Source organism: Bradyrhizobium sp. USDA 4451, assembly GCF_054822585.1.
The window spans coordinates 6,298,554-6,317,586 of record NZ_JBTRCH010000001.1 but is presented as its reverse complement, the minus strand read 5'-3'; the positions used below and the strand labels follow the sequence as shown (position 1 = coordinate 6,317,586).

The following is a 19,033-nucleotide window of genomic DNA, read 5'->3' as shown; positions in this document are numbered from 1 at the left end:
GGGCGACGTACCTTCGCGTCAAACGGAGGACGCGCGGATGGCCTGGACTTATTCCAACCCGGTAAGGATCGAATTTGGCTCCGACAGCTTCGACAAGCTGCCGGCGCTGATCGGCAAGCGCGCCTATGCGCTGGTGACCTATGGCGAGCCGGTGTTCGACGAACTCGAGCGCCGGCTGCGCGCCGCGGCAGGGCCGTCGGTCCTGACCATCCGCGACGTCGCGCCCAATCCGGACTATCGGCTGCTCACCGAACAGAGCGCGCGCTTTGCCGGGCTCGCCAAACAGCCGGACGTGATCATCGCACTGGGCGGCGGCTCGGTGATCGACTCCGCAAAAGTGTTCGCGGCGGCCGGCGGCGACTTCACAACGGTGAAAACCTATCTGGAGACCCAGCAGGGCGCCGAGCGCCTTGCCGCGATCCCGATCATCGCGGTGCCGACCACCGCCGGCACCGGCAGCGAGGTGACCTGCTGGGGCACGGTGTGGGACGAGGCCAACGGCAAGAAATATTCGCTGGCGCGTCCGTCGCTCTATCCGACCCATGCGGTGATCGATCCGCGCCTGATGCTCGGCAAGCCGCGGCTGCTCACCATCAGCACCGGGCTCGATGCGCTGTCGCATGCGCTGGAGAGCATCTGGAACGTCAACAACAACCCGGTGTCGGCCAACCACGCGGTGGCGGCGGCGCGCGGTGTGCTCGACGTGCTGCCGAAGCTCGCCAACGATCTCGGCAATCTCGAGCTGCGCAGCCGCATGGCGCAGGCGGCGCTGTTCGCGGGCCTGGCGTTCTCCAACACCAAGACCGCGATCGCGCATTCGCTGTCCTATCCGATCACGCTGCGGCACGGCGTGCAGCACGGCATCGCCTGCTCGTTCTCGCTGCCGATGGTGCTGCGCAGCGTCAGGGGGGCGGGCGGGCTCTGCGAGGACAGCCTGAAGCAGATTTTCGGCGCGGACCTTATGCGGGCGGCCGACGACCTCGAGGATTTCATGGCGCGGCTCGGCATCTCCTGCAATCCGGCCGCCTACCGGATCGAGCGCGCCGAATGGCACGCGCTGATCGCCGACTCGCTCGAGGGCGAACGCGGCCGCAACTTCTTGGGGTCGAAAGAGCGGCTGATCGAGGCAGCGCAGACCCAGCGGATGCCGAGCGCGGTGAGCGCGTGACGGCGGCGCAGTGACAAGGAGATAACTCATGCAAGACGATCGCCAGGAAAATCGCAAAATCATCACCGTCAATGGGCGCCGCTACGATGCGCCGACGCGGCCAACCGTCGTGATCTGCCTCGACGGTTCGGAGCCCGGCTACATCGAGCGCGCAATCGAGGCCGGCGTCGCGCCGACCTTCGCGCGCTTCATGAGGGAGGGCGCGCATGTCCATGCCGCCAGCGTGATCCCGAGCTTCACCAATCCGAACAACCTCTCGATCATCACCGGACGGCCGCCCGCGGTGCACGGCATCGCCGGCAACTACTTCTACGACACGGCGAACAATGTCGAAGTCATGATGAACGATCCCAAATTCCTGCGCGCGCCGACCATTCTGGCCGGGGTTCATGACGCCGGCTACAAGGTCGCCGCCGTCACCGCCAAGGACAAGCTGCGCACCTTGCTGGCCGACGGGCTCGACTATGCGAGCGGCCGTGCGATTGCCTTCTCGTCGGAGAAAGCCGATCAGGCCACCAAGGCCAATAACGGCATCGACAATGTGCTCGACTTCGTCGGCCTGCCGTTGCCGGAGGTCTATTCGGCCGACCTGTCACGCTTCGTGTTCGCGGCCGGCGTCAAGCTGGTCGAGCGATACCGTCCCGATCTGATGTATCTGTCGACCACCGACTACATCCAGCACAAGGTCGGGCTCGGCACCAGGATCGCCAACGACTTCTACGCGATGATCGACGGCTATCTTGCCGAGCTCGATGCGCTCGGCTGCAACATCGTGGCGACCGCCGACCACGGCATGAACGACAAGTTCTTGCCCGACGGGAAGCCCGACGTGATCTACCTCCAGGACGTGATGGACGACTGGACCGGTGCGGGTGCCGCGCGGGTGATCCTGCCGATCACCGATCCCTATGTCGCCCATCACGGGTCGCTCGGCTCGTTCGCGACGATCTACACGCCCGACGGTGCCGACGTCGGCACGCTGCTGATGCGGCTGCGCGATACCAAGGGCATCGAGATCGCGCTGACGCGCAAGGAGGCCTGTGCCCGGTTCGAGCTGCCGCCGGACCGGATCGGCGACATCGTCGTGATCTCGACCAAGCACAAGGTGCTCGGCACCAGCGAATCCCGCCACGATCTCTCGGGGCTGACCGAGCCGCTGCGTTCGCATGGCGGGCTGACCGAGCAGCGGGTGCCGCTGATCGCCAACCGCAGGATCGCGCTGCCGGAAGGGCACGCCTTGCGCAATTTCGACGCCTTCGACGTCGCGCTCAACCGCATCCAGTGACGCCAGGACCAGAGGACACCATCATGAACATCCAGAGCGCAGCCGTCCGCCACGAGCAGATGCGCATCGCAGGCAGCCTCGTCGACACCGACGAGCATGTCGAGGTCTTCAATCCCTACACCAACAAGGTGGTGGGCACCGTGCCGGCGGCACGGCCGGAGCATGTCCGCAGCGCCTTTGCCAAGGCGGCCGCGTTCAAGCCGAAGCTGACGCGCTATGAGCGCCAGCGCATCCTGCTGCGCACCGCCGAGCTCCTGGCCGGCCGCAAGGAAGAGTTCGCGCGGCTGATCACCGCCGAATCCGGGCTGTGCTGGAAGGACTCGCTCTACGAGGCCGGCCGCGCCTATGACGTCTACTCCTTCGCGGGCCAGCTCGCGATCCAGGACGACGGCGAGACGTTTTCCTGCGACATCAGCCCGCAGGGCAAGGCGCGCAAGATCTTCACCACCCGGACGCCGCTGCTCGGCGCGATCTCGGCGATCACGCCGTTCAACCATCCGCTCAACATGGTGAGCCACAAGATCGCCCCCGCAATCGCGACCAACAACCGCGTGGTGCTGAAGCCGACCGAGCTGACGCCGCTGACCGCGCTCGCGCTCGCCGACGTGCTGTATGAGGCGGGGCTGCCGCCCGAGATGCTGTCGGTGGTGACAGGCAATCCGCAGTCGATGGGCGATGCGATGATATCAGATCCCGACGCCGACCTCGTGACCTTCACCGGCTCGGTCAGGGTCGGCAAGCACATCGCCAGCAAGGCCGGCTACAAGCGCCTGGTGCTCGAGCTCGGCGGCAACGATCCCCTGATCGTGATGGAGGACGCAGACCTCGAGAAGGCCGCGGAGCTTGCGGTCACCGGCGCGACCAAGAATTCCGGCCAGCGCTGCACGGCGGTGAAGCGCATCCTCTGCGTCGAGGCGGTTGCGGACGATTTCGCCGCGCTCGTGCTGAAGAAGGCGCGTACGCTGAAGTGCGGCGATCCGATGGACCCGACGGTCGATGTCGGCACCGTGATCCATGAGGGCGCGGCGAAGGAGTTCGAGCGCCGCGTCAATGCGGCGGTCGCCGACGGCGCCGAGCTGCTGCACGGCAACGACCGCAACGGCGCGCTGTATCCGCCGACCGTGGTCGACCGGATTCCCTACACCAGCGAGCTGGTGATGCAGGAGACCTTCGGCCCGGTGATCCCGATCATCCGCGTGCCCAACGACATCGAGAGCGTGATCCGGATCTCGAATTCGACCGCGTTCGGCCTGTCGTCCGGCGTCTGCACCAACCGGCTCGACTACATCACGCGGTTCGTCAACGAGCTCGATGTCGGCACCGTCAATGTCTGGGAAGTGCCGGGCTACCGGATCGAGCTGTCGCCGTTCGGCGGGATCAAGGACTCCGGCCTCGGCTACAAGGAAGGCGTGCAGGAGGCGATCAAGAGCTTCACCAACGTCAAGACCTATTCGTTGCCCTGGCCGGTCTAGAGCAGCGCGTGGAGGGCCGCGCGCGGACAACAACAACAACGCGGCGGCCGATTGCGATCACCAATCAATCAGGGGAGGGTTCAATGTCGATCACGTTCAGTCCGTCGAGCGTCGGCTCGGTCGGGGTGCAGAATCCGGAGCTTGCGAGCTCGTTCCGGCGCGCGCAGTGGCGCATGCTGTTCGCGGCGATGTTCTGCTATCTGTTCTTCTACACCGGGCGGCAGACCTTCGGCTTCGCGATTCCCGGCATCCAGGCCGAGTTCGGCGTCACCAAGGAGGCGCTGGGCTGGGCCAGCGCGGCGCTGTTGTGGTGCTATGCGGTCGGCCAGGCCATCAACGGCAATCTCGGCGACAAGTTCGGCGGCCGCCGCGTGATGAGCGCGGGCGCGATCCTCTCCTTCATCATGAACTGGGCGACCTCGCTGTCGACCGGGATCGTCAGCCTGACGGCGTTCTGGGGCATCAACGGCTATTTCCAGTCGATGGGATGGGCGCCGGGCAGCCGGCTCTTATCGAACTGGTGGGGCCGCCACGAGCGCGGCACGGTCTACGGGCTCTATACCTTCGCGGCCGGTCTGGCCTCGGTGCTGTCGTTCGTCACCTCGCTGGTCGTGGTCGGCTATTTCCAGCTCGACTGGCGCTGGATCTTCCGCATCCCGGTCGTGCTGCTGCTGCTCGGCGGCATCGCGTTCTATCTGATCGCGCGCGAGAAGCCCGAGGATATGGGCTTTGCCTCGCCGCATGACGAGGCCGACGAGGTCGCTGCAACCGAGGCCGCGGTCGACGCCAATGAGGGCTCGCTGGCGCGCTACAAGGCGGTGCTGTCGAACTGGCGCCTCCTGGTCGCCGGCGTCGCGATCGGTTTCCAGAACGCGGCGCGCTACGGATTGCTGGTCTGGGTGCCGGTGCACTTCCTCGGCAGCAACTGGGCCAAGGCCGGCGCCAGCTCGGTGATCGATCCGCGCTGGATCAGCATCGCGCTGCCGGTCGGCATGGCGGTCGGCGCCTTCAGCAATGGCTGGGTCTCGGACAAGGTGTTCGGCTCGCGCCGCTACCTCGCCATCGTGCTCTACATGGCACTCGCCGCGATCACCTCGCTGTGCATGTACGCGATCCCGACCTCGGAAATCGTTCTCGGCATGACGGTGCTGTTCCTGTGCGGCTTCTTCACCTACGGCCCGCAATCCTCGTTCTGGGCGCTGTGCCCGGACCTGGTCGGGCACAAGCGGGCAGGGACTGCGACCGGCGTGATGAACTTCTTCGCCTATCTGTTCGCCGGCCTCGGCGAGCCGATGATCGGCCACTTCATGGACAAGCACAACCAGACCTCGCTGGTGTTCCTGGTGGTCGCGGTCTGCGCCACGTCGAGCGCGGTGGTGGCGACGTTCATCCGCCGCTAGTTCATGCACATGCGTCCCAGGCGACAGCCTGGGACGCAGCCGTCGGGGCATGTAGCCCGGATGAGCGAAGCGATATCCGGGGCAATCAGATCCCGCATATCGCTTCGCTCATGCGGGCTACGGGCTGGTTATCTCACGCCCAATTCCTCGCCACGGGCTGATCAATAACGAAGCGCTTTATCAATAATATCTCATAATATCAATATGATATTATATATTGTATGCAGAATACAAAATGTGCTTGTGGCGCCAGCCGCCTTGAAGCAGACTTCTCGCCGGGCAGGAGGGCCGGTTACCTTCGGTTACGGAGGTGACGCCAGCTGCGAAACAATCTGCCATGAGGAGCGAGCAATGAGCGATCAGGTGTCCACCATCGCAATGGCAGATGCGGCGAAGCCATCCGGCGTGCGCTGGAAGATCTTCCTGCTGATGCTGTTCCTGATCTCGATCAACTATATCGATCGCGCGTCGCTGTCGGTCGCAATGCCTGTCATCGCCAAGGAGTTCGACATCGACCCGGCGATGCAGGGCCTGATCCTGAGCTCGTTCTTCTGGACCTACGCGCTGATGCAGGTGCCGGGCGGCATGCTCGCCGACCGCTTCAAGCCGCGCATCGTGATCGCTCTCGCGACATTGTTCTGGGGCTTCTTCCAGGCGCTGGCAGCGCTGTCGACCAGCTGGATGCTGCTGCTGTTGACCCGGCTCGGGCTCGGTGCGTCGGAAGCACCGATCTATCCGGCCGGCGGCAAGCTCAACGCGATCTGGATGACGCAGACCGAACGCGGCCGCGGCGCGACGCTGCTGGACGGCGGCGCGCCGCTGGGTGCAGCGCTCGGCTCGATCGTGATTGCGTGGCTGATGGCGGCGTTCAGCTCCTGGCGGGTCGCCTTCGTCGTCGCGGGCGTCGGCACCATGCTGTGCGGGCTGTGGGCCTGGTACTACATCCGCAACGTGCCGCGCGAGCATCCCGCGGTCAACGAAGCCGAGGCGCGCTACCTCGAGGAGGCGCATGCGATCGAGGACGCGGCGACGCCGCCGTCCTCCGGCGCCAGCTGGATGGCCTATTTCCGCTTCCGCTCGGTGTGGTGCATGTGTCTCGGCTGGATGTTCTTCAACACCACCTTCTACGGGCTCTTGACCTGGATGCCGACCTATCTGTTCAAGGTGCACGGCTTCGACATCAAGGCGCTCGGCGGCGCCTCCTTCATCATCTTCTTCTCAGGCTTCGTCGGCGAGCTGGTCGGCGGCTGGATCGGCGATACCTGGCGGGAGCGGGGCGGGGCACCCAACACCGTGTTCCGCACCCTGTTCGGCATCGCCGCGATCATGGCGACGGTGTCGATCTTCCTGGTCGCCTACGTCACCAATGCGGTCGCGGTGGTGGTGCTGCTGTCGACGACGCTGTTCTTCCTGCGCTGGTGCGGCATGTACTGGGCGATCCCGTCGGCACTGGCGGGCCGCGGCAAGTCCGGCTTCCTCGGCGGCTGCATGAATCTCGGCGGCAACATCGCCGGCATCACCACGCCCCTGATCGTCGGCTTCATCGTGCAGGCCACCGGCTCCTACTTCCTGGCCTTGATGTATTTCGCCGCCGCGGGCATTGCGCTGTTGATCTGCTCGACCCTGATCGATTACAGCCGCAAGCTCCCGGTCTAGAACGGAGCGAGCAACGGAAGCAACCATGACACGTCCCGTCCGGCTCGGCATGCTGACGCCGTCGTCGAATACCGCGCTCGAGCCGATCACTTATGCGATGCTGGCAGGCATCGACGGCGTCTCGGCGCATTTTGCGCGCTTCAAGGTGACGGAGATCGCGCTGTCGGAGGCGGCGCTGCGCCAATTCGACGCCAGCGAGATCCTTCGCGCAGCGGAACTGCTTGCGCACGCCAAGGTCGACGTCATCGCCTGGAACGGCACCTCGGCAAGCTGGCTCGGCTTCGATCGCGACGAGAGCCTGTGCGAGCAGATCACTGCGGCAACGGGTATCAAGGCCTGCACCACGGTGCTGGCCTATCGCGATCTGCTGCGGCGGATCGGCGCCAGGCGCATTGGGCTGGTGACGCCGTATCGCAAGGACGTGCAGGACAAGATCATCGCCAACTGGAATTCGGAGGGGCTCAATTGCTTTGCCGAGCGCCATTTGTCGCTGCAGGACAATTTCTCCTTTGCCGAGGTCAGCGAAGCCAAGGTGGCCGCGCTGATCGAGGAGGTCGTGCGCGAGGGCTGCGATGCCGCCGTCGTGCTCTGCACCAACATGCGCGGCGCGGGCGCCGCCGAGCGGCTGGAGCGCGAGTTCGGCGTGCCGGTTCTGGATTCGATCGCGGTGACGCTGTGGGGATGCCTCACCGCTGTCGGCTGCGATCCGTCGCGCGTGCACGGCTGGGGCAGCCTGTTCACGAATCCCGATCTGCGCGCGGCGACCGCGATCTCCGAACACAATGATGACGATATAGGCGTGCGGTGACTGAAGCCAAAACCAAAGCCGAGACCAAGGCCAAGCCGGCCAGACGTGGCAAGGAACCCAAGCACGCGATCACGGCGCAGCAACGGCGCCGCCTGCGCGTGCCGCGGGTCGGACTGCACGAGCAGGCGGCGGTGCGGCTGCGCAGCATGATCGTGCGCGGCGAGCTGGCGCCGGGACAATCGCTGGGCGAGGCGGACCTGTCCGACGCGCTCGGCATCTCGCGGACGCCGCTGCGCGAAGCGCTGAAGCAATTGGCGAGCGAAGGCCTGGTCGAGCTCAGGCTCAACCACAGCGCGGTGGTGGCGCCGTTCCGCCGCGCCGAGCTGGCCGAATTGTTCGAGGCGGTCAGCGGCATCGAGCGCTGCGCCGCCGAGCTCGCCGCGCTGCGCATGGAGGAGGCCGATTTCGAGCGGCTCGATGCACTACAAGACAAGATCGAATGGCATCACGGCCGCGGCGAACTGCGCGACTATTTCCAGGTCAACCAGCAGATCCATTCGGCGATCGTCGGCTTCGCCCGCAACGCGGTGCTGAAGGCAACCCACGAGGCGCTGCTGGCTCGGGCCGAGCGGGCGCGCTTCTTTGCGCTGTCGGTGCTCGGGCGCTGGGATGAATCGGTGCGCGAGCACCAGGAGATTCTGGCCGCGCTGAAAGCGCGTGACGGAGCCCAAGCCGGGCAGATGCTGGCCCATCACGTCCGCCGCACCGGCGAGATCGTCGCCGAGACGCTGGACGACACACCTGATGACGCCGCCGTGCCGGACGCATCCGCGAAGCCGCGCGGCCGCAAGATGAAGAAAGCTGCGTCATGAAGATCCTGCTGCTCAATCCCAACACGACCGCAGCGGTGACGGACCTGCTCCATGCCGCGGGCAGCAAGGTGGCATCGCCCGGCACCGAGCTCGTGCCGGTCACCGCCACGCGCGGCGTGCCTTATATCGCGACCCGCGCCGAGGCGCAGATCGGCGGCGCAATCGCGCTGGAGATGCTGGCCGAGGCCGGCGCCGGCATCGATGCCGCCATCATCGCCGCGTTCGGCGATCCCGGCCTGTTCGGCGCGCGCGAGCTGTTTGCTTATCCCGTCGTCGGCCTTGCCGAAGCCGCGATGCTGACTGCCTGCATGCTGGGACGGCGGTTCTCGATCGTGACCTTCGCCGGCGCGCTGGCGCCCTGGTACGAGGAATGCGTCGCCATGCACGGGCTCGCTGCACGCTGCGCCGGTATCCGCACGCTCGATGGCGGCTTCCAGTCGATCTCGGAGGTGCAGGCCGAGAAAGAAGACCTGCTGGTCGCGCTCGCCAACCAGGCGGTCGTGCAGGACAATGCCGACGTCGTCATTCTGTCCGGCGCTCCGCTCGCCGGTCTTGCGGCAAAGGTCCGTGATCGCGTGCCGGTGCCGGTGGTCGATCCGGTCGCGGCCGCCGTGCGCCAGGCGGAGACGCTCGCCGTGCTCAGGCCGCGCAAGGCGGTCGCCGGCACGTTCCGCAGACCCGACCCGAAGCCGACGCTCGGGCTGGCCGAGCCGCTTGCCGCCATCATCGAACATCGCTCACCGAAAGAGGGGACCCGCTGATGTCCTTCGACACCATCATCCGCGGCGGCACCGTGGTCACCGCTGCCGACAGCTTTGCCTGCGACGTCGGAATCCGCGACGGCAAGATCACCGCGCTCGGCCATGATCTCGGCAGTGCGGCCACGGTCATCGATGCGACCGGCCGGTTGGTGCTGCCCGGCGGCATCGACAGCCACGTGCATTTCGCCCAGCCGTCGGGCGACGGCATCGTGATGGCCGACGGCTTTGCCTCCGGCACCCGTTCGGCGGCGTTCGGCGGCAACACCACGGTGCTGCCGTTCTGCCTGCAGGAGAAGGGCCAGACGCTGCGCGAGGCGCTGAAGCATTACCATGCGCTGGCCGAAGGCGAATGCCATGTCGACGTCGCCTTCCACCTCATCGTCACCGATCCGACCGAGCACGTGCTGGGCCAGGAGCTGCCGGCACTGGTCGAGGACGGCTACACGTCGCTGAAAGTCTTCATGACCTATGAGGGGCTGGCGCTGTCGGATCGCGAGCTGCTCGAGACCATGTCGGTGGCGCGCGAGACCGGCGCGATGCTGATGGTGCATGCGGAGAATTTCGACGCGATCCGCTTCCTGACCGACCGGCTGGAGCGCGCCGGCAACACCGCGCCGCGCTTCCACGCGACCTCGCGACCGATCCCGGTCGAGCGCGAGGCCACCCATCGCGCGATCTCGTTGTCCGAGCTGGTCGACGTGCCGATCATGATCGTGCATGTCTCGAACCGCCAGGCGATGGAGGAAATCCGCCGCGCGCAGCAGCGGGGCTTGCGGGTGATGGGCGAGACCTGCCCGCAGTATTTGATGCTGACCGAGAAGGATCTCGACCAGCTCAACATGGAAGGCGCCAAATACGTCTGCTCGCCGCCGCCGCGGGACGTCGCCAGCCAGCAGGCGTGCTGGGAGGGACTGCAGCAGAAGGTGTTCTCGGTGTTCTCGTCGGACCATTGTCCGTTCCGCTACGACGACCCGAAAGGAAAGCTCGCGCCCAAGGGACGCACCAGCTTCCGCTGGGTGCCGAACGGAATCCCCGGCGTGGCGACGCGGCTGCCGATCCTGTTCTCGGAAGGCGTCGCGAAGGGCCGCATCGACATCAACAGCTTCGTCGCCTTCAGCGCCACCAATCACGCCAAGATCTACGGCCTGTATCCGCGCAAGGGCACCATCGCGGTCGGCTCCGATGCCGACATCGCGCTGTGGGACCCGACCCGCAAGGTGACGATCCGCCACGAGCTGATCCATGACGGCGCGGACTACACGCCCTATGAGGGGCTCGAGGTCACGGGCTGGCCGGTGCTGACCATGGTGCGCGGCAAGGTGGTCGTCGACAACGGCACCCTGGTCGGCAGCAAGCAGCACGGCACGTACCTTGCGCGCACCAGGCCGGCGGCAGCAGCGACCATTCCGTAACACGCGAACCAGAAGGCAGGAGACCACCATGCCCTATGCGACAACCGATGACGGCGTACGCCTCTATTTCGAGGAGACCGGATCCGGTCATCCGGTGATCCTGGTCCACGAATTCGCCGGCGACCTGCGCAGCTACGAGCCGCAGATGCGGCATTTCGGCAAGCGCTTCCGCACCATCGCCTACAATGCGCGCGGCTTTCCGCCGTCTGACGTGCCCGAGCAGGTCGCCTCCTATTCGCAGGCGCGCGCCGCCGACGACATCCTGGCCGTGCTCGATCACATCAGTGCGCCGCAGGCACATATCGTCGGCCTCTCGATGGGCGGTTTCGCGACCCTGCATTTCGGATTGCGTCACCCGACGCGGGCGCTGTCGCTGTGCATCGGCGGCTGCGGCTACGGCGCCGAGCTCGACAAGCGCGAGACGTTTCGCGCCGAGGCCGACGTGATCGCGAGCATGATCCGCAAGGAGGGCATGCCGGCCTTCGCCGAACGCTATGCCTACGGGCCGACCCGCGTGCAGTACGAGAACAAGGATCCGCGCGGCCACGCCGAGTTCAAGCGCATGCTGGCCGAGCATTCGGCGGTGGGATCGGCGAACACCCAGCAGGGCGTGCAGAAGGAGCGCCCCTCGCTCTACACGCTGGTCGAGGAGATGAAGCGCATCACAGTGCCGACCCTGATCATCACCGGCGACGAGGATTGGCCGTGCCTGCTGCCGGGCATCCTGATGAAGCAGAGTATCCCGTCGGCCGCGCTCGCCGTGATGCCGAATTGCGGTCACGCCATCAACATCGAGGAGCCCGACGAATACAACCGCATCGTCGGCGAATTCCTGGCGCAGGTCGAAAGCGGCCGCTGGCCGCAGCGCGATCCGCGCGCGGTGAGTGCCTCGATTACCGGGATGAAGGATTAGAGCCTTTCCTTCCGATAGAATCGGAACGGGGCTCTAGACTCTAAACTCTTGTTTTCTTCACGCGAACCGGTATCCACGTCGCTCGAAAAGCTCTGGCACGCACTCGCCGTCGTCGCCGTGCGTGACGCTCCATTGCCTCGCGCTCGCACCGGTGCGGATCGACGCGCGATGCACATATTGTCGAGATAGAGATCAATCCAATACCGCAAGTGCTGCAACCGACGCGTGAATCGAAACGCGCGATGATGAAACGTTGTGACGAAGTGTTGCTCGCAAAAAACTTACACAGAGCTGTCATCGGCGGCGGCTAACTTGTCGCAGGTCGACGTCACAAATCCTTAAAAAATGGGGCACTACGTGAAAGCCAAGTTTCTTTCGACGGTCGGAGTCTGTCTGATCGCCGCGACTGCGGTTATGTATGGCGCTGCGGCGCAGGACGACAATCACGGCGATGATCATCATCCGCACCACATCCACACCGCAACGCCGATCAAGCATCTCGTCGTGATCTTCAACGAGAACCGCTCGTTCGATCATTATTTCGCGACCTATCCGAATGCGGCTAACCCGACCGGGTCGATCCCGTTCTTCGCGAAGCCGCACACGCCGCGGGTCAACAACCTCGCCACCGCCAATCTGCTGACCAACAATCCGAACCTGAATCCGGCCAACGGCACCGGCGCGACCAATCCGTTCCGCCTCGACCGCACGCAGGCCAACACCAAGTCGCAGAACCACGCCTATACGCCCGAGCAGCAGGCGGTCGACAACGGCAAGGAAGACCTGTTTCCGAAATTCACCGGTCGCGGCACCGCCGGCGGGGTCGGCGCGTTCGGCACCAACGGCCAGGTGATGGGCTATTTCGACGGCAACACCGTCACTGCGTTCTGGAATTACGCGCAGAACTTCGCGATGAGCGACAACAACTGGACCGACACGTTCGGTCCGTCGACGCCCGGCGCGCTCGAGGTGGTGTCCGGCCAGACCAACGGCGCGCAGAACATCGTCGGCACCTCATCGTCGATCGCCGACGGCCAGGGCGGCCTGACGCTGATCGGCGACACCGACCCGGCTTACGACTCCTGCTCGAGCACGACCAGCCAGGTCCTGATGACCAGCAAGAACATCGGCGATCTGCTCAACGCCGAGCAGATCAGCTGGGGCAGCTTCATGGGCGGCTTCGACCTGACGCTGAAGAACGCCAACGGCACCACCAGCTGCGCCCGCAGCACCTTCTCGAGCAACGTCAACGGCACCATCGTGGACTACATCCCGCACCACGCCTGGTTCCAGTACTACAAGTCGACCGCCAATCCGACCCATGCGCGGCCGAGCTCGGTGAACGCCATCGGCCACACCTACGTGCCCGGCAGCAAGACGGTCGACCCGGCCAACCATGCCTACGATCTCGAGGACTTCTATGCCTCGGTGAAGGCCGGCAATTTCCCGGCCGTCTCCTACATCAAGATGCCGGCCTATCAGGACGGTCATCCCGGCAACTCCGATCCGCTCGACGAGCAGGCGGGCAATGTCGAGCTGATCAATTTCCTGCAGAAGCAGAAGGAGTGGGGCGAGACCGCGGTCATCATCACCTATGACGACTCGGACGGCTGGTACGACCATCAGTACCTCGCGCCGATCAGCGCCTCGTATGATCCGACCGCCGACCAGGTCAACGGTCCCGGCCAGTGCGGCCGCGGCATCGGCAAGCAGACCCAGCCGAAGGGCCTCGAAGGCAAGCCGGTCAACGGCCGCTGCGGACCGGGTACGCGTACCCCGTTCATCGTCATCTCGCCGTTCGCCAAGCGGAACTACGTCAGCCACACGCTGATCTCGCAGGCCTCCGTGGTGCGCTTCATCGAGGACAACTGGCTGCATGGCCAGCGTCTCGGCGGCGGCTCGTTCGACGACAGCGTCGAATCGATCGCGGACCTGTTCGACTTCGATCGCGGCCATGGCCAGGATCACGAGTACCGGCAGGATACGCTGTTCCTCGATCCGACCGCCGGCACCGTCATCGTCAGCCCGCCCGACGAGCACCACCATCACTAACGCTCCGGGACTAGCGCCCTTGGGATTACTGGACGTCATATGAACGGCCGCATCTTGTGGCTTCTCGGCGCCGGCCTGCTCTGCATGGCCGGCGCCGTTGCGGCTGTCGAGACCGAGCGGCTGCCGGGGACAAATCCGAACCCGGTGCAGCTCAGGCGTCCGCCGGTCGCTCCGCTGTCCGGCATGGCGCAGCTTGGTCAGATGATCTTCTTCGACGCCTCGCTGTCGTCGTCGGGCGCATTGTCATGCGCATCCTGTCACAGCCCGGACCACGCCTATGGTCCGCCCAATGATGGGCCGGTCATGCTCGGCGGGCCGACGCAATCCCGGCAAGGCACGCGGGCCGTTCCCGGCCTGACCTATCTCGAGCGCCAACCGAATTTCAGCATCGGTCCGGAGAAGGACGAGGACGACAACGTCGTCGACTTCGCGCAACTGGCCGCAGCCGGCCAGCAGGCCGTGCGCGCCAGGAAGGTTGCGACCGGCACGGCCGCGTCTGCGGTCAACATCGTGCCGCAGGGTGGGCTGTTCTGGGACGGCCGCGCCGATACGCTGCAGGATCAGGCGCTCTTCCCGCTGCTCGATCCCAACGAGATGGACGGCGGCAGCATCGAGGTGGTGGCGCAGAAGCTGCGCCAGGCGAGCTACGCCTCGCGCTTTGCCGAACTGTTCGGCGCCGGCGTTTTCGACAATACGCGGCTGTTGGTCGCCGAGGCGATGTTCGCGGTTGCGCGCTATCAGGTCGAGGAGCCGAGCTTCCATCCCTACACCAGCAAGTTCGACTACTGGCTGGAGGGCAGGGCGCGGCTCAGCGAGAGCGAGCTGCGTGGCCTGCAACTCTTCAACGATCCGGAGAAAGCCAATTGCGGCGGCTGCCACACCTCGCAGACGACCCGCGACGGGCTGCCGCCGCTGTTCACCGACCATCAGTACGAAGCGCTCGGCGCGCCGCGCAACGCCGCGCTCGCCGGCAACCGCGATCCCGATCATTTCGATCTCGGGGTCTGCGGCCCGTATCGCACCGACATCGCCGAGCAGACGCAATATTGCGGAATGTTTCTGACGCCGACCCTGCGCAACACCGCAACGCGCCGCGCATTCTTCCACAACGGCGTCTTCACCAGCCTCGAGCAGGTGCTCGACTTCTATAATTTCCGCGATACCAATCCGGAGAAGGTGTTTCCGCGCACCGCCAGCGGAACGGTGCAGAAATACGACGACCTGCCGGAGAAATATCACGGCAATGTCGACGTCAGCGATCCGCCGTTCGAGCGCCATCCCGGCGAGACGCCGGCAATGACGTCGCAGGACGAAGCGGACATCATCGCCTTCCTGAAGACATTGACCGACGGTTACCAGCCGGAGCGGTGAACCGTGGTCACCGTCACCGGCGGAACCGATACGTGAGTTGGCAGGCCTCCGCCAGGCGCGCATAATGGGCACATGAATGTCGTCGAAGGCAACGGCGCCAAAATCCCCGCGATCGGGCTCGGCACATGGGAGTTGCGCGGGCGGACCTGCGCGCGCATCGTCGAGCAGGCGCTGCGGCTCGGCTACCGGCACATCGACACTGCTCAGATTTACGACAATGAGCGCGAGGTCGGCGAGGGGCTGCGCGCCTCCGGCATCAAGCGCGACGACGTGTTCGTCACCACCAAGATCTGGACCACGCATTTCATGGCGAAGGATCTCGAGCGCTCCGCCAAAGAGAGCCTGGCGCGGCTGCGCCTGACCGAGGTCGATCTGCTGTTGCTGCATTGGCCCAATCCGCAAGTGCCGCTGGCCGAGACGCTCGGCGCATTGGCGCGGGTCAAGCAAGCGGGACTGGCGCGGCATATCGGCGTTTCGAACTTCAATGTGCCGCTGATCGAGGAGGCGGTGGCGGCGTGCCCCGAGCCGCTCGCCTGCGATCAGGTCCAGTACCATCCCTATGTCGCCCAGGCCGATGTGATCGAGGCCTGCGTGCGCCATGGCATGGCGTTCGTCGCCTACAGTCCGATCGCGAAAGGGCGGGTCAAGGGCGACCGCGCGCTGGCGCGGATCGGCGACCGCTATCGCAAGACGGCGGCCCAAATCTGCCTGCGCTGGCTGGTGCAACAGAATGTGTCCGCGATCCCGCGCACCTCGAAGCTCGAGCGGCTCCAGGAGAACATCGACATCTTCGATTTCGAGCTGTCGGATGCGGATATGGCCGAGATTTCGGCGATGGCCGGCGCCGGCGCACGTTGATCGGCCGATGCGCTGCTTGCCAGGGCATCATTGTGCGGAAAATCGCTGGGCAGCAGCCCGGATCATGCTATTGCGCGCTGGCCGCTTTCCCGATTTGAACCGGAGGGGGATTGAGGCAGGCGGGTTCCGGCCGGTAATGTTGCCGGCGGGGAGACATCACTGATGTGATCGAGCGGGATGAAGTTTCGGCCAAACGCGGACATGTTGGCATCGGTGTTCGTGCACCTGATGCTGCTCGCGCTGATTTTCCTGTATTCCGAAGTCCATCAGTTCGATCCCGTCGCCGCTGACACGGTGCCGGTCGAGATCGTGACGCCGCAGGAGGTCGCCAGGACCGAGACCAAGACCGAGCTCGAGCCGGTGCCGAGCCCGTCGCCGACGCCTGAATTGCGGTTGCCGTCGCTCGACAAGCCGGTCGACTCCGCCAAGCCCGAAGCGGCAGCTCAGGCACAAGCGCCGCAGAAGCAGCAGCCGGCGCCGAAGCAGGCGACGCCACCGGCGCCCAAGGCCAGCCCGTCGCCGCAACATGCCGCGGCCGAGCCGCCGCCGGCGACGCAGACGCCACCGATGCCCCAGCCGATGCCGCAGCAACAGGCGGCGGCGTCACCGCCTGCCTATACGCAGCCCGAGCCTGACCTGTCGGTGAAATACAACGTGATGCTCGGCCTGCCGCCCGACATCTCCGTGAAGCCGGCCGCCGATGCGCCGTCGGGTCCCGGGCCCGGCAAGGACAATTTCGACGCGGCGGCCACCGAGCAGGCCGATGTCGGCTCCAGCGTGGCGGCGGAATTCCGTCGCCACCTGAAGACCTGCCTGAAGCTCCCGGCGAACGTGAGCACGAGCGATGACGTCAGGATCAAGCTCCGGGTGTTCATGACGCCTGACGGCAAGCTCGCCGCATCGCCGTTGCTGATCGAGGCCACCGCGTCGGAGAAGGGGCCGCTGCTGCTGAAAAGCGCGACCGAGGCGCTGCAGGCCTGCCAGCCCTATGCGATGCTGCCGAATGAGCGCTACGGCGAATGGAAGGTGCTCGACCTCGACTTCACGCCGCGCGATTTCGCGTCGTGAGCGGCAGCAGCTTTCAGCTTCCCATCGCCTGCCAGGCGTTCGAGGCGAACTGCCGGCGCCAGATCACGATCACGACCGCGGCTGTCGTGATGAACAGCACCCAGGGGCTGAGGAACCAGCCGAGATAGCCGAGCGCGAAGAAGAACGCGCGCTGGCCGCGGTTGAAGTGCCGGCCCGCGGTCTCGAACAGCCGCGTGGTGCGGATCACATGGGCCTCCGCCTCCGGCGTGTCGCGCTGGCCGGCCGGCGGCATCGCGCCGAACAGGATCGCAACGTAGTTGAACAGGCGATAGGCCCAGGCGAATTTGAAGAAGGTGTAGATGAAGATCAGGATCAGGCCGATGCACTTGATCTCCCACAGCGCGGGCGAGGGCGAGAGATTGACCGGCAGCGCACCGAGCACGGCGAGCGCGTCATTGGTGGCGCGCAGCAGCGCCAGCGCGCCGCCGATCGCGATCAGGCTGGTGGAGGCAAAGAACGCGGTGCCGTTCTGCAAGGAGGCCATGATCTGCATATCAACCATCCGCGCCTCGCGGTGCAGCAGATTCCGCACCCAGATCTCGCGATAGACATGCATTCGTGCCGACAGGCTGTCGCGCCCATAGGCGGTGTGCTCCAGCGTGATGGCGTAGACCAGCCACTCCAGCGCAAAGAAGCCGACGGCCAGGATGTCGACCCAATAGCCGGTCATGGTGCCTTCCTTCGTCAACGCGCGGGCTGCCGCTCCGCGCCGCATCCCGCGTCATGTACAGGTTGAACGCGTGCAATGCACTATGGCAAACTGGCGTGGCAACAGGATTCCCCAGGACATGCTCAAGCTCGTCATCGGCAACAAGAACTATTCGTCATGGTCGATGCGGCCGTGGCTGGCGCTGCGCGCCAACGACATTCCGTTCGAGGAAATCTTCGTTCCGCTCTATACCGACCAGGCCGACAAGGACCGCATCCTCGCCTTTAGCAAGGCCGGCAAGGTGCCGACGCTGATCGACGGCGAGGTCACGGTGTGGGATTCGCTGGCGATCATCGAGTATCTCGCCGAGACATTTCCCGAGGCGGAGCTGTGGCCCTCGGACCGCGCCGCGCGCGCCCATGCCCGCGCGATCTCGGCGGAGATGCATTCCGGCTTCGTGCCGCTGCGCAGCGAATGCGGCATGAACCTGCACCGGCCGATCCGCGCGGTCGCGTTGTCGGACGATGCGAAGGCCAATGCGGCGCGAATCCAGGACATCTGGGCCGAGTGCCATGCGCGTTACGGCAAGCAGGGCCCGTTCCTGTTCGGCGCATTCTCGGCCGCGGACGCGATGTATGCCCCCGTGGTGCATCGTTTCCGCACCTACGCGATCCCGGTGAGAGCGGAGGCGCAGCACTATGTCGACGCGATGATGCAGCTTCCGGCGTTCCAGGAATGGACCCGCGACGGCCTCGCCGAGACGCTTCGCATCCCGCGATTCGAGGACGTCTGACTGGCCGTACGCTTCCGAATTGTGACAGGGCTCACAAAGATCGCGGCTTGACGCCGCACGGCCGAAGGCGTCGAATCCGGAACAGCGGATTTGCAAGTCGTGAAAGGACTTAGACCATGGGCATTCTGGATTCCCTGGAGAACTCGCCGGAGCTGAAAGGCATGCTTGGCCAGCTCGGCGCGGCCGTCATCCCGGTCGTGCTCGGCCAGGTGATGGGCAATGGCGGGCAGGGTGGCCTGTCGGCGATCGTCGCCAAGCTCGAGCAGGCCGGGTTCGGCGAGCAGGTCAAATCCTGGATCGGAACCGGCCAGAACCTGCCGATCACGGCGCAGCAGCTCCAGGAGGTGCTGGGCAGCGACACGGTCAAGCAGCTCGCCGCCAAGTTCAACATTCCGGTCGACCAGCTGTCCCAGGTGCTGGCCCAGCAGCTCCCGGGTGCGGTCGACAGTGCGAGCCCCAACGGCAAGCTGCCGCACACCGCCTGACGCGGTGGAACCGGGTTCCAGCCGGGGTTGGCTTCCAATTTCCGGCTGG

The 19,033-nt window shown here is 65.5% G+C and carries 17 protein-coding genes; 16 read left to right on the top strand and 1 reads right to left on the bottom strand.

Annotation, left to right across the window (positions count from 1 at the left end; translation table 11 throughout):
• The first annotated feature begins 37 nt into the window (after window positions 1-37).
• The 14 genes from psrA (at window position 38) to ACVMB0_RS29240 (ending at window position 17,036) form a co-directional block, all read left to right on the top strand.
• A complete protein-coding gene (gene psrA, locus ACVMB0_RS29305) occupies window positions 38-1,168 on the top strand; it encodes an iron-containing alcohol dehydrogenase PsrA (protein ID WP_461348468.1) in 1,131 nt (376 codons plus the stop codon).
• Between the two features lie 28 nt (window positions 1,169-1,196).
• On the top strand, window positions 1,197-2,453 hold the full coding sequence (phnA, locus tag ACVMB0_RS29300; protein WP_461348467.1) for a phosphonoacetate hydrolase: 1,257 nt from the start codon (window positions 1,197-1,199) through the stop codon (window positions 2,451-2,453).
• 23 nt (window positions 2,454-2,476) lie between these two features.
• Window positions 2,477-3,925, top strand: a complete 1,449-nt coding sequence (phnY, locus tag ACVMB0_RS29295; protein WP_461348466.1) for a phosphonoacetaldehyde dehydrogenase — start codon at window positions 2,477-2,479, stop codon at window positions 3,923-3,925.
• A gap of 83 nt (window positions 3,926-4,008) precedes the next feature.
• Window positions 4,009-5,325, top strand: coding sequence for an MFS transporter (locus tag ACVMB0_RS29290; protein WP_461348465.1), 1,317 nt, complete (start codon window positions 4,009-4,011; stop codon window positions 5,323-5,325).
• A gap of 351 nt (window positions 5,326-5,676) precedes the next feature.
• Window positions 5,677-6,981 carry an MFS transporter gene (locus ACVMB0_RS29285; protein WP_461348464.1) on the top strand — a complete coding sequence of 435 codons (1,305 nt, stop codon included), beginning with the start codon at window positions 5,677-5,679 and terminating at the stop codon, window positions 6,979-6,981.
• 25 nt (window positions 6,982-7,006) lie between these two features.
• Entirely contained in the window at window positions 7,007-7,789 is a 783-nt protein-coding gene (locus tag ACVMB0_RS29280) for a maleate cis-trans isomerase family protein (RefSeq protein WP_456754311.1), read from the top strand.
• Window positions 7,786-8,601 carry a GntR family transcriptional regulator gene (locus ACVMB0_RS29275; RefSeq protein WP_461348463.1) on the top strand — a complete coding sequence of 272 codons (816 nt, stop codon included), beginning with the start codon at window positions 7,786-7,788 and terminating at the stop codon, window positions 8,599-8,601. The genes ACVMB0_RS29280 and ACVMB0_RS29275 overlap by 4 nt, the downstream gene beginning before the upstream one ends.
• Window positions 8,598-9,362, top strand: a complete 765-nt coding sequence (locus ACVMB0_RS29270) for an aspartate/glutamate racemase family protein (RefSeq protein ID WP_461348462.1) — start codon at window positions 8,598-8,600, stop codon at window positions 9,360-9,362. The genes ACVMB0_RS29275 and ACVMB0_RS29270 overlap by 4 nt, the downstream gene beginning before the upstream one ends.
• Window positions 9,362-10,774: a dihydropyrimidinase gene (hydA, locus tag ACVMB0_RS29265; RefSeq protein WP_461348461.1), complete on the top strand. Its 1,413-nt coding sequence runs from the start codon at window positions 9,362-9,364 to the stop codon at window positions 10,772-10,774. The genes ACVMB0_RS29270 and hydA overlap by 1 nt, the downstream gene beginning before the upstream one ends.
• A 28-nt stretch (window positions 10,775-10,802) precedes the next feature.
• On the top strand, window positions 10,803-11,687 hold the full coding sequence (locus ACVMB0_RS29260; RefSeq protein WP_461348460.1) for an alpha/beta fold hydrolase: 885 nt from the start codon (window positions 10,803-10,805) through the stop codon (window positions 11,685-11,687).
• Window positions 11,688-12,101: 414 nt separating this feature from the next.
• Window positions 12,102-13,739, top strand: a complete 1,638-nt coding sequence (locus ACVMB0_RS29255) for a phospholipase C (protein ID WP_461349728.1) — start codon at window positions 12,102-12,104, stop codon at window positions 13,737-13,739.
• A gap of 39 nt (window positions 13,740-13,778) precedes the next feature.
• Window positions 13,779-15,110: a cytochrome-c peroxidase gene (locus tag ACVMB0_RS29250; RefSeq protein ID WP_461348459.1), complete on the top strand. Its 1,332-nt coding sequence runs from the start codon at window positions 13,779-13,781 to the stop codon at window positions 15,108-15,110.
• Window positions 15,111-15,182: 72 nt separating this feature from the next.
• Complete coding sequence (locus ACVMB0_RS29245) at window positions 15,183-15,968, top strand: aldo/keto reductase (RefSeq protein WP_456754317.1); 786 nt, start codon at window positions 15,183-15,185, stop codon at window positions 15,966-15,968.
• A 177-nt stretch (window positions 15,969-16,145) separates the two neighbouring features.
• The gene (locus ACVMB0_RS29240) at window positions 16,146-17,036 is read left to right on the top strand and encodes a hypothetical protein (protein ID WP_461348458.1); all 891 of its coding nucleotides are present in this window, start codon (window positions 16,146-16,148) and stop codon (window positions 17,034-17,036) included.
• Between the two features lie 13 nt (window positions 17,037-17,049).
• Here the strand turns inward: ACVMB0_RS29240 and ACVMB0_RS29235 are convergent, their stop codons facing one another.
• The gene (locus ACVMB0_RS29235) at window positions 17,050-17,727 is read right to left on the bottom strand and encodes a DUF599 domain-containing protein (protein WP_456754319.1); all 678 of its coding nucleotides are present in this window, start codon (window positions 17,725-17,727) and stop codon (window positions 17,050-17,052) included.
• A 118-nt stretch (window positions 17,728-17,845) separates the two neighbouring features.
• Here ACVMB0_RS29235 and ACVMB0_RS29230 point away from each other — a divergent pair, with 118 nt between their 5' ends.
• Window positions 17,846-18,499: a glutathione S-transferase family protein gene (locus ACVMB0_RS29230; RefSeq protein WP_456754320.1), complete on the top strand. Its 654-nt coding sequence runs from the start codon at window positions 17,846-17,848 to the stop codon at window positions 18,497-18,499.
• Between the two features lie 116 nt (window positions 18,500-18,615).
• Window positions 18,616-18,984, top strand: coding sequence for a YidB family protein (locus ACVMB0_RS29225; RefSeq protein ID WP_456754321.1), 369 nt, complete (start codon window positions 18,616-18,618; stop codon window positions 18,982-18,984).
• Window positions 18,985-19,033 lie beyond the last annotated feature (49 nt).

Coding starts and splice junctions, on each gene's coding strand:
- psrA (WP_461348468.1), top strand. CDS start 38: ATGGCCTGGACTTATTCCAACCCGGTAAGGATCGAATTTGGCTCCGAC.
- phnA (WP_461348467.1), top strand. CDS start 1,197: ATGCAAGACGATCGCCAGGAAAATCGCAAAATCATCACCGTCAATGGG.
- phnY (WP_461348466.1), top strand. CDS start 2,477: ATGAACATCCAGAGCGCAGCCGTCCGCCACGAGCAGATGCGCATCGCA.
- ACVMB0_RS29290 (WP_461348465.1), top strand. CDS start 4,009: ATGTCGATCACGTTCAGTCCGTCGAGCGTCGGCTCGGTCGGGGTGCAG.
- ACVMB0_RS29285 (WP_461348464.1), top strand. CDS start 5,677: ATGAGCGATCAGGTGTCCACCATCGCAATGGCAGATGCGGCGAAGCCA.
- ACVMB0_RS29280 (WP_456754311.1), top strand. CDS start 7,007: ATGACACGTCCCGTCCGGCTCGGCATGCTGACGCCGTCGTCGAATACC.
- ACVMB0_RS29270 (WP_461348462.1), top strand. CDS start 8,598: ATGAAGATCCTGCTGCTCAATCCCAACACGACCGCAGCGGTGACGGAC.
- hydA (WP_461348461.1), top strand. CDS start 9,362: ATGTCCTTCGACACCATCATCCGCGGCGGCACCGTGGTCACCGCTGCC.
- ACVMB0_RS29260 (WP_461348460.1), top strand. CDS start 10,803: ATGCCCTATGCGACAACCGATGACGGCGTACGCCTCTATTTCGAGGAG.
- ACVMB0_RS29255 (WP_461349728.1), top strand. CDS start 12,102: ATGTATGGCGCTGCGGCGCAGGACGACAATCACGGCGATGATCATCAT.
- ACVMB0_RS29250 (WP_461348459.1), top strand. CDS start 13,779: ATGAACGGCCGCATCTTGTGGCTTCTCGGCGCCGGCCTGCTCTGCATG.
- ACVMB0_RS29245 (WP_456754317.1), top strand. CDS start 15,183: ATGAATGTCGTCGAAGGCAACGGCGCCAAAATCCCCGCGATCGGGCTC.
- ACVMB0_RS29240 (WP_461348458.1), top strand. CDS start 16,146: ATGAAGTTTCGGCCAAACGCGGACATGTTGGCATCGGTGTTCGTGCAC.
- ACVMB0_RS29235 (WP_456754319.1), bottom strand. CDS start 17,727: ATGACCGGCTATTGGGTCGACATCCTGGCCGTCGGCTTCTTTGCGCTG.
- ACVMB0_RS29230 (WP_456754320.1), top strand. CDS start 17,846: ATGCTCAAGCTCGTCATCGGCAACAAGAACTATTCGTCATGGTCGATG.
- ACVMB0_RS29225 (WP_456754321.1), top strand. CDS start 18,616: ATGGGCATTCTGGATTCCCTGGAGAACTCGCCGGAGCTGAAAGGCATG.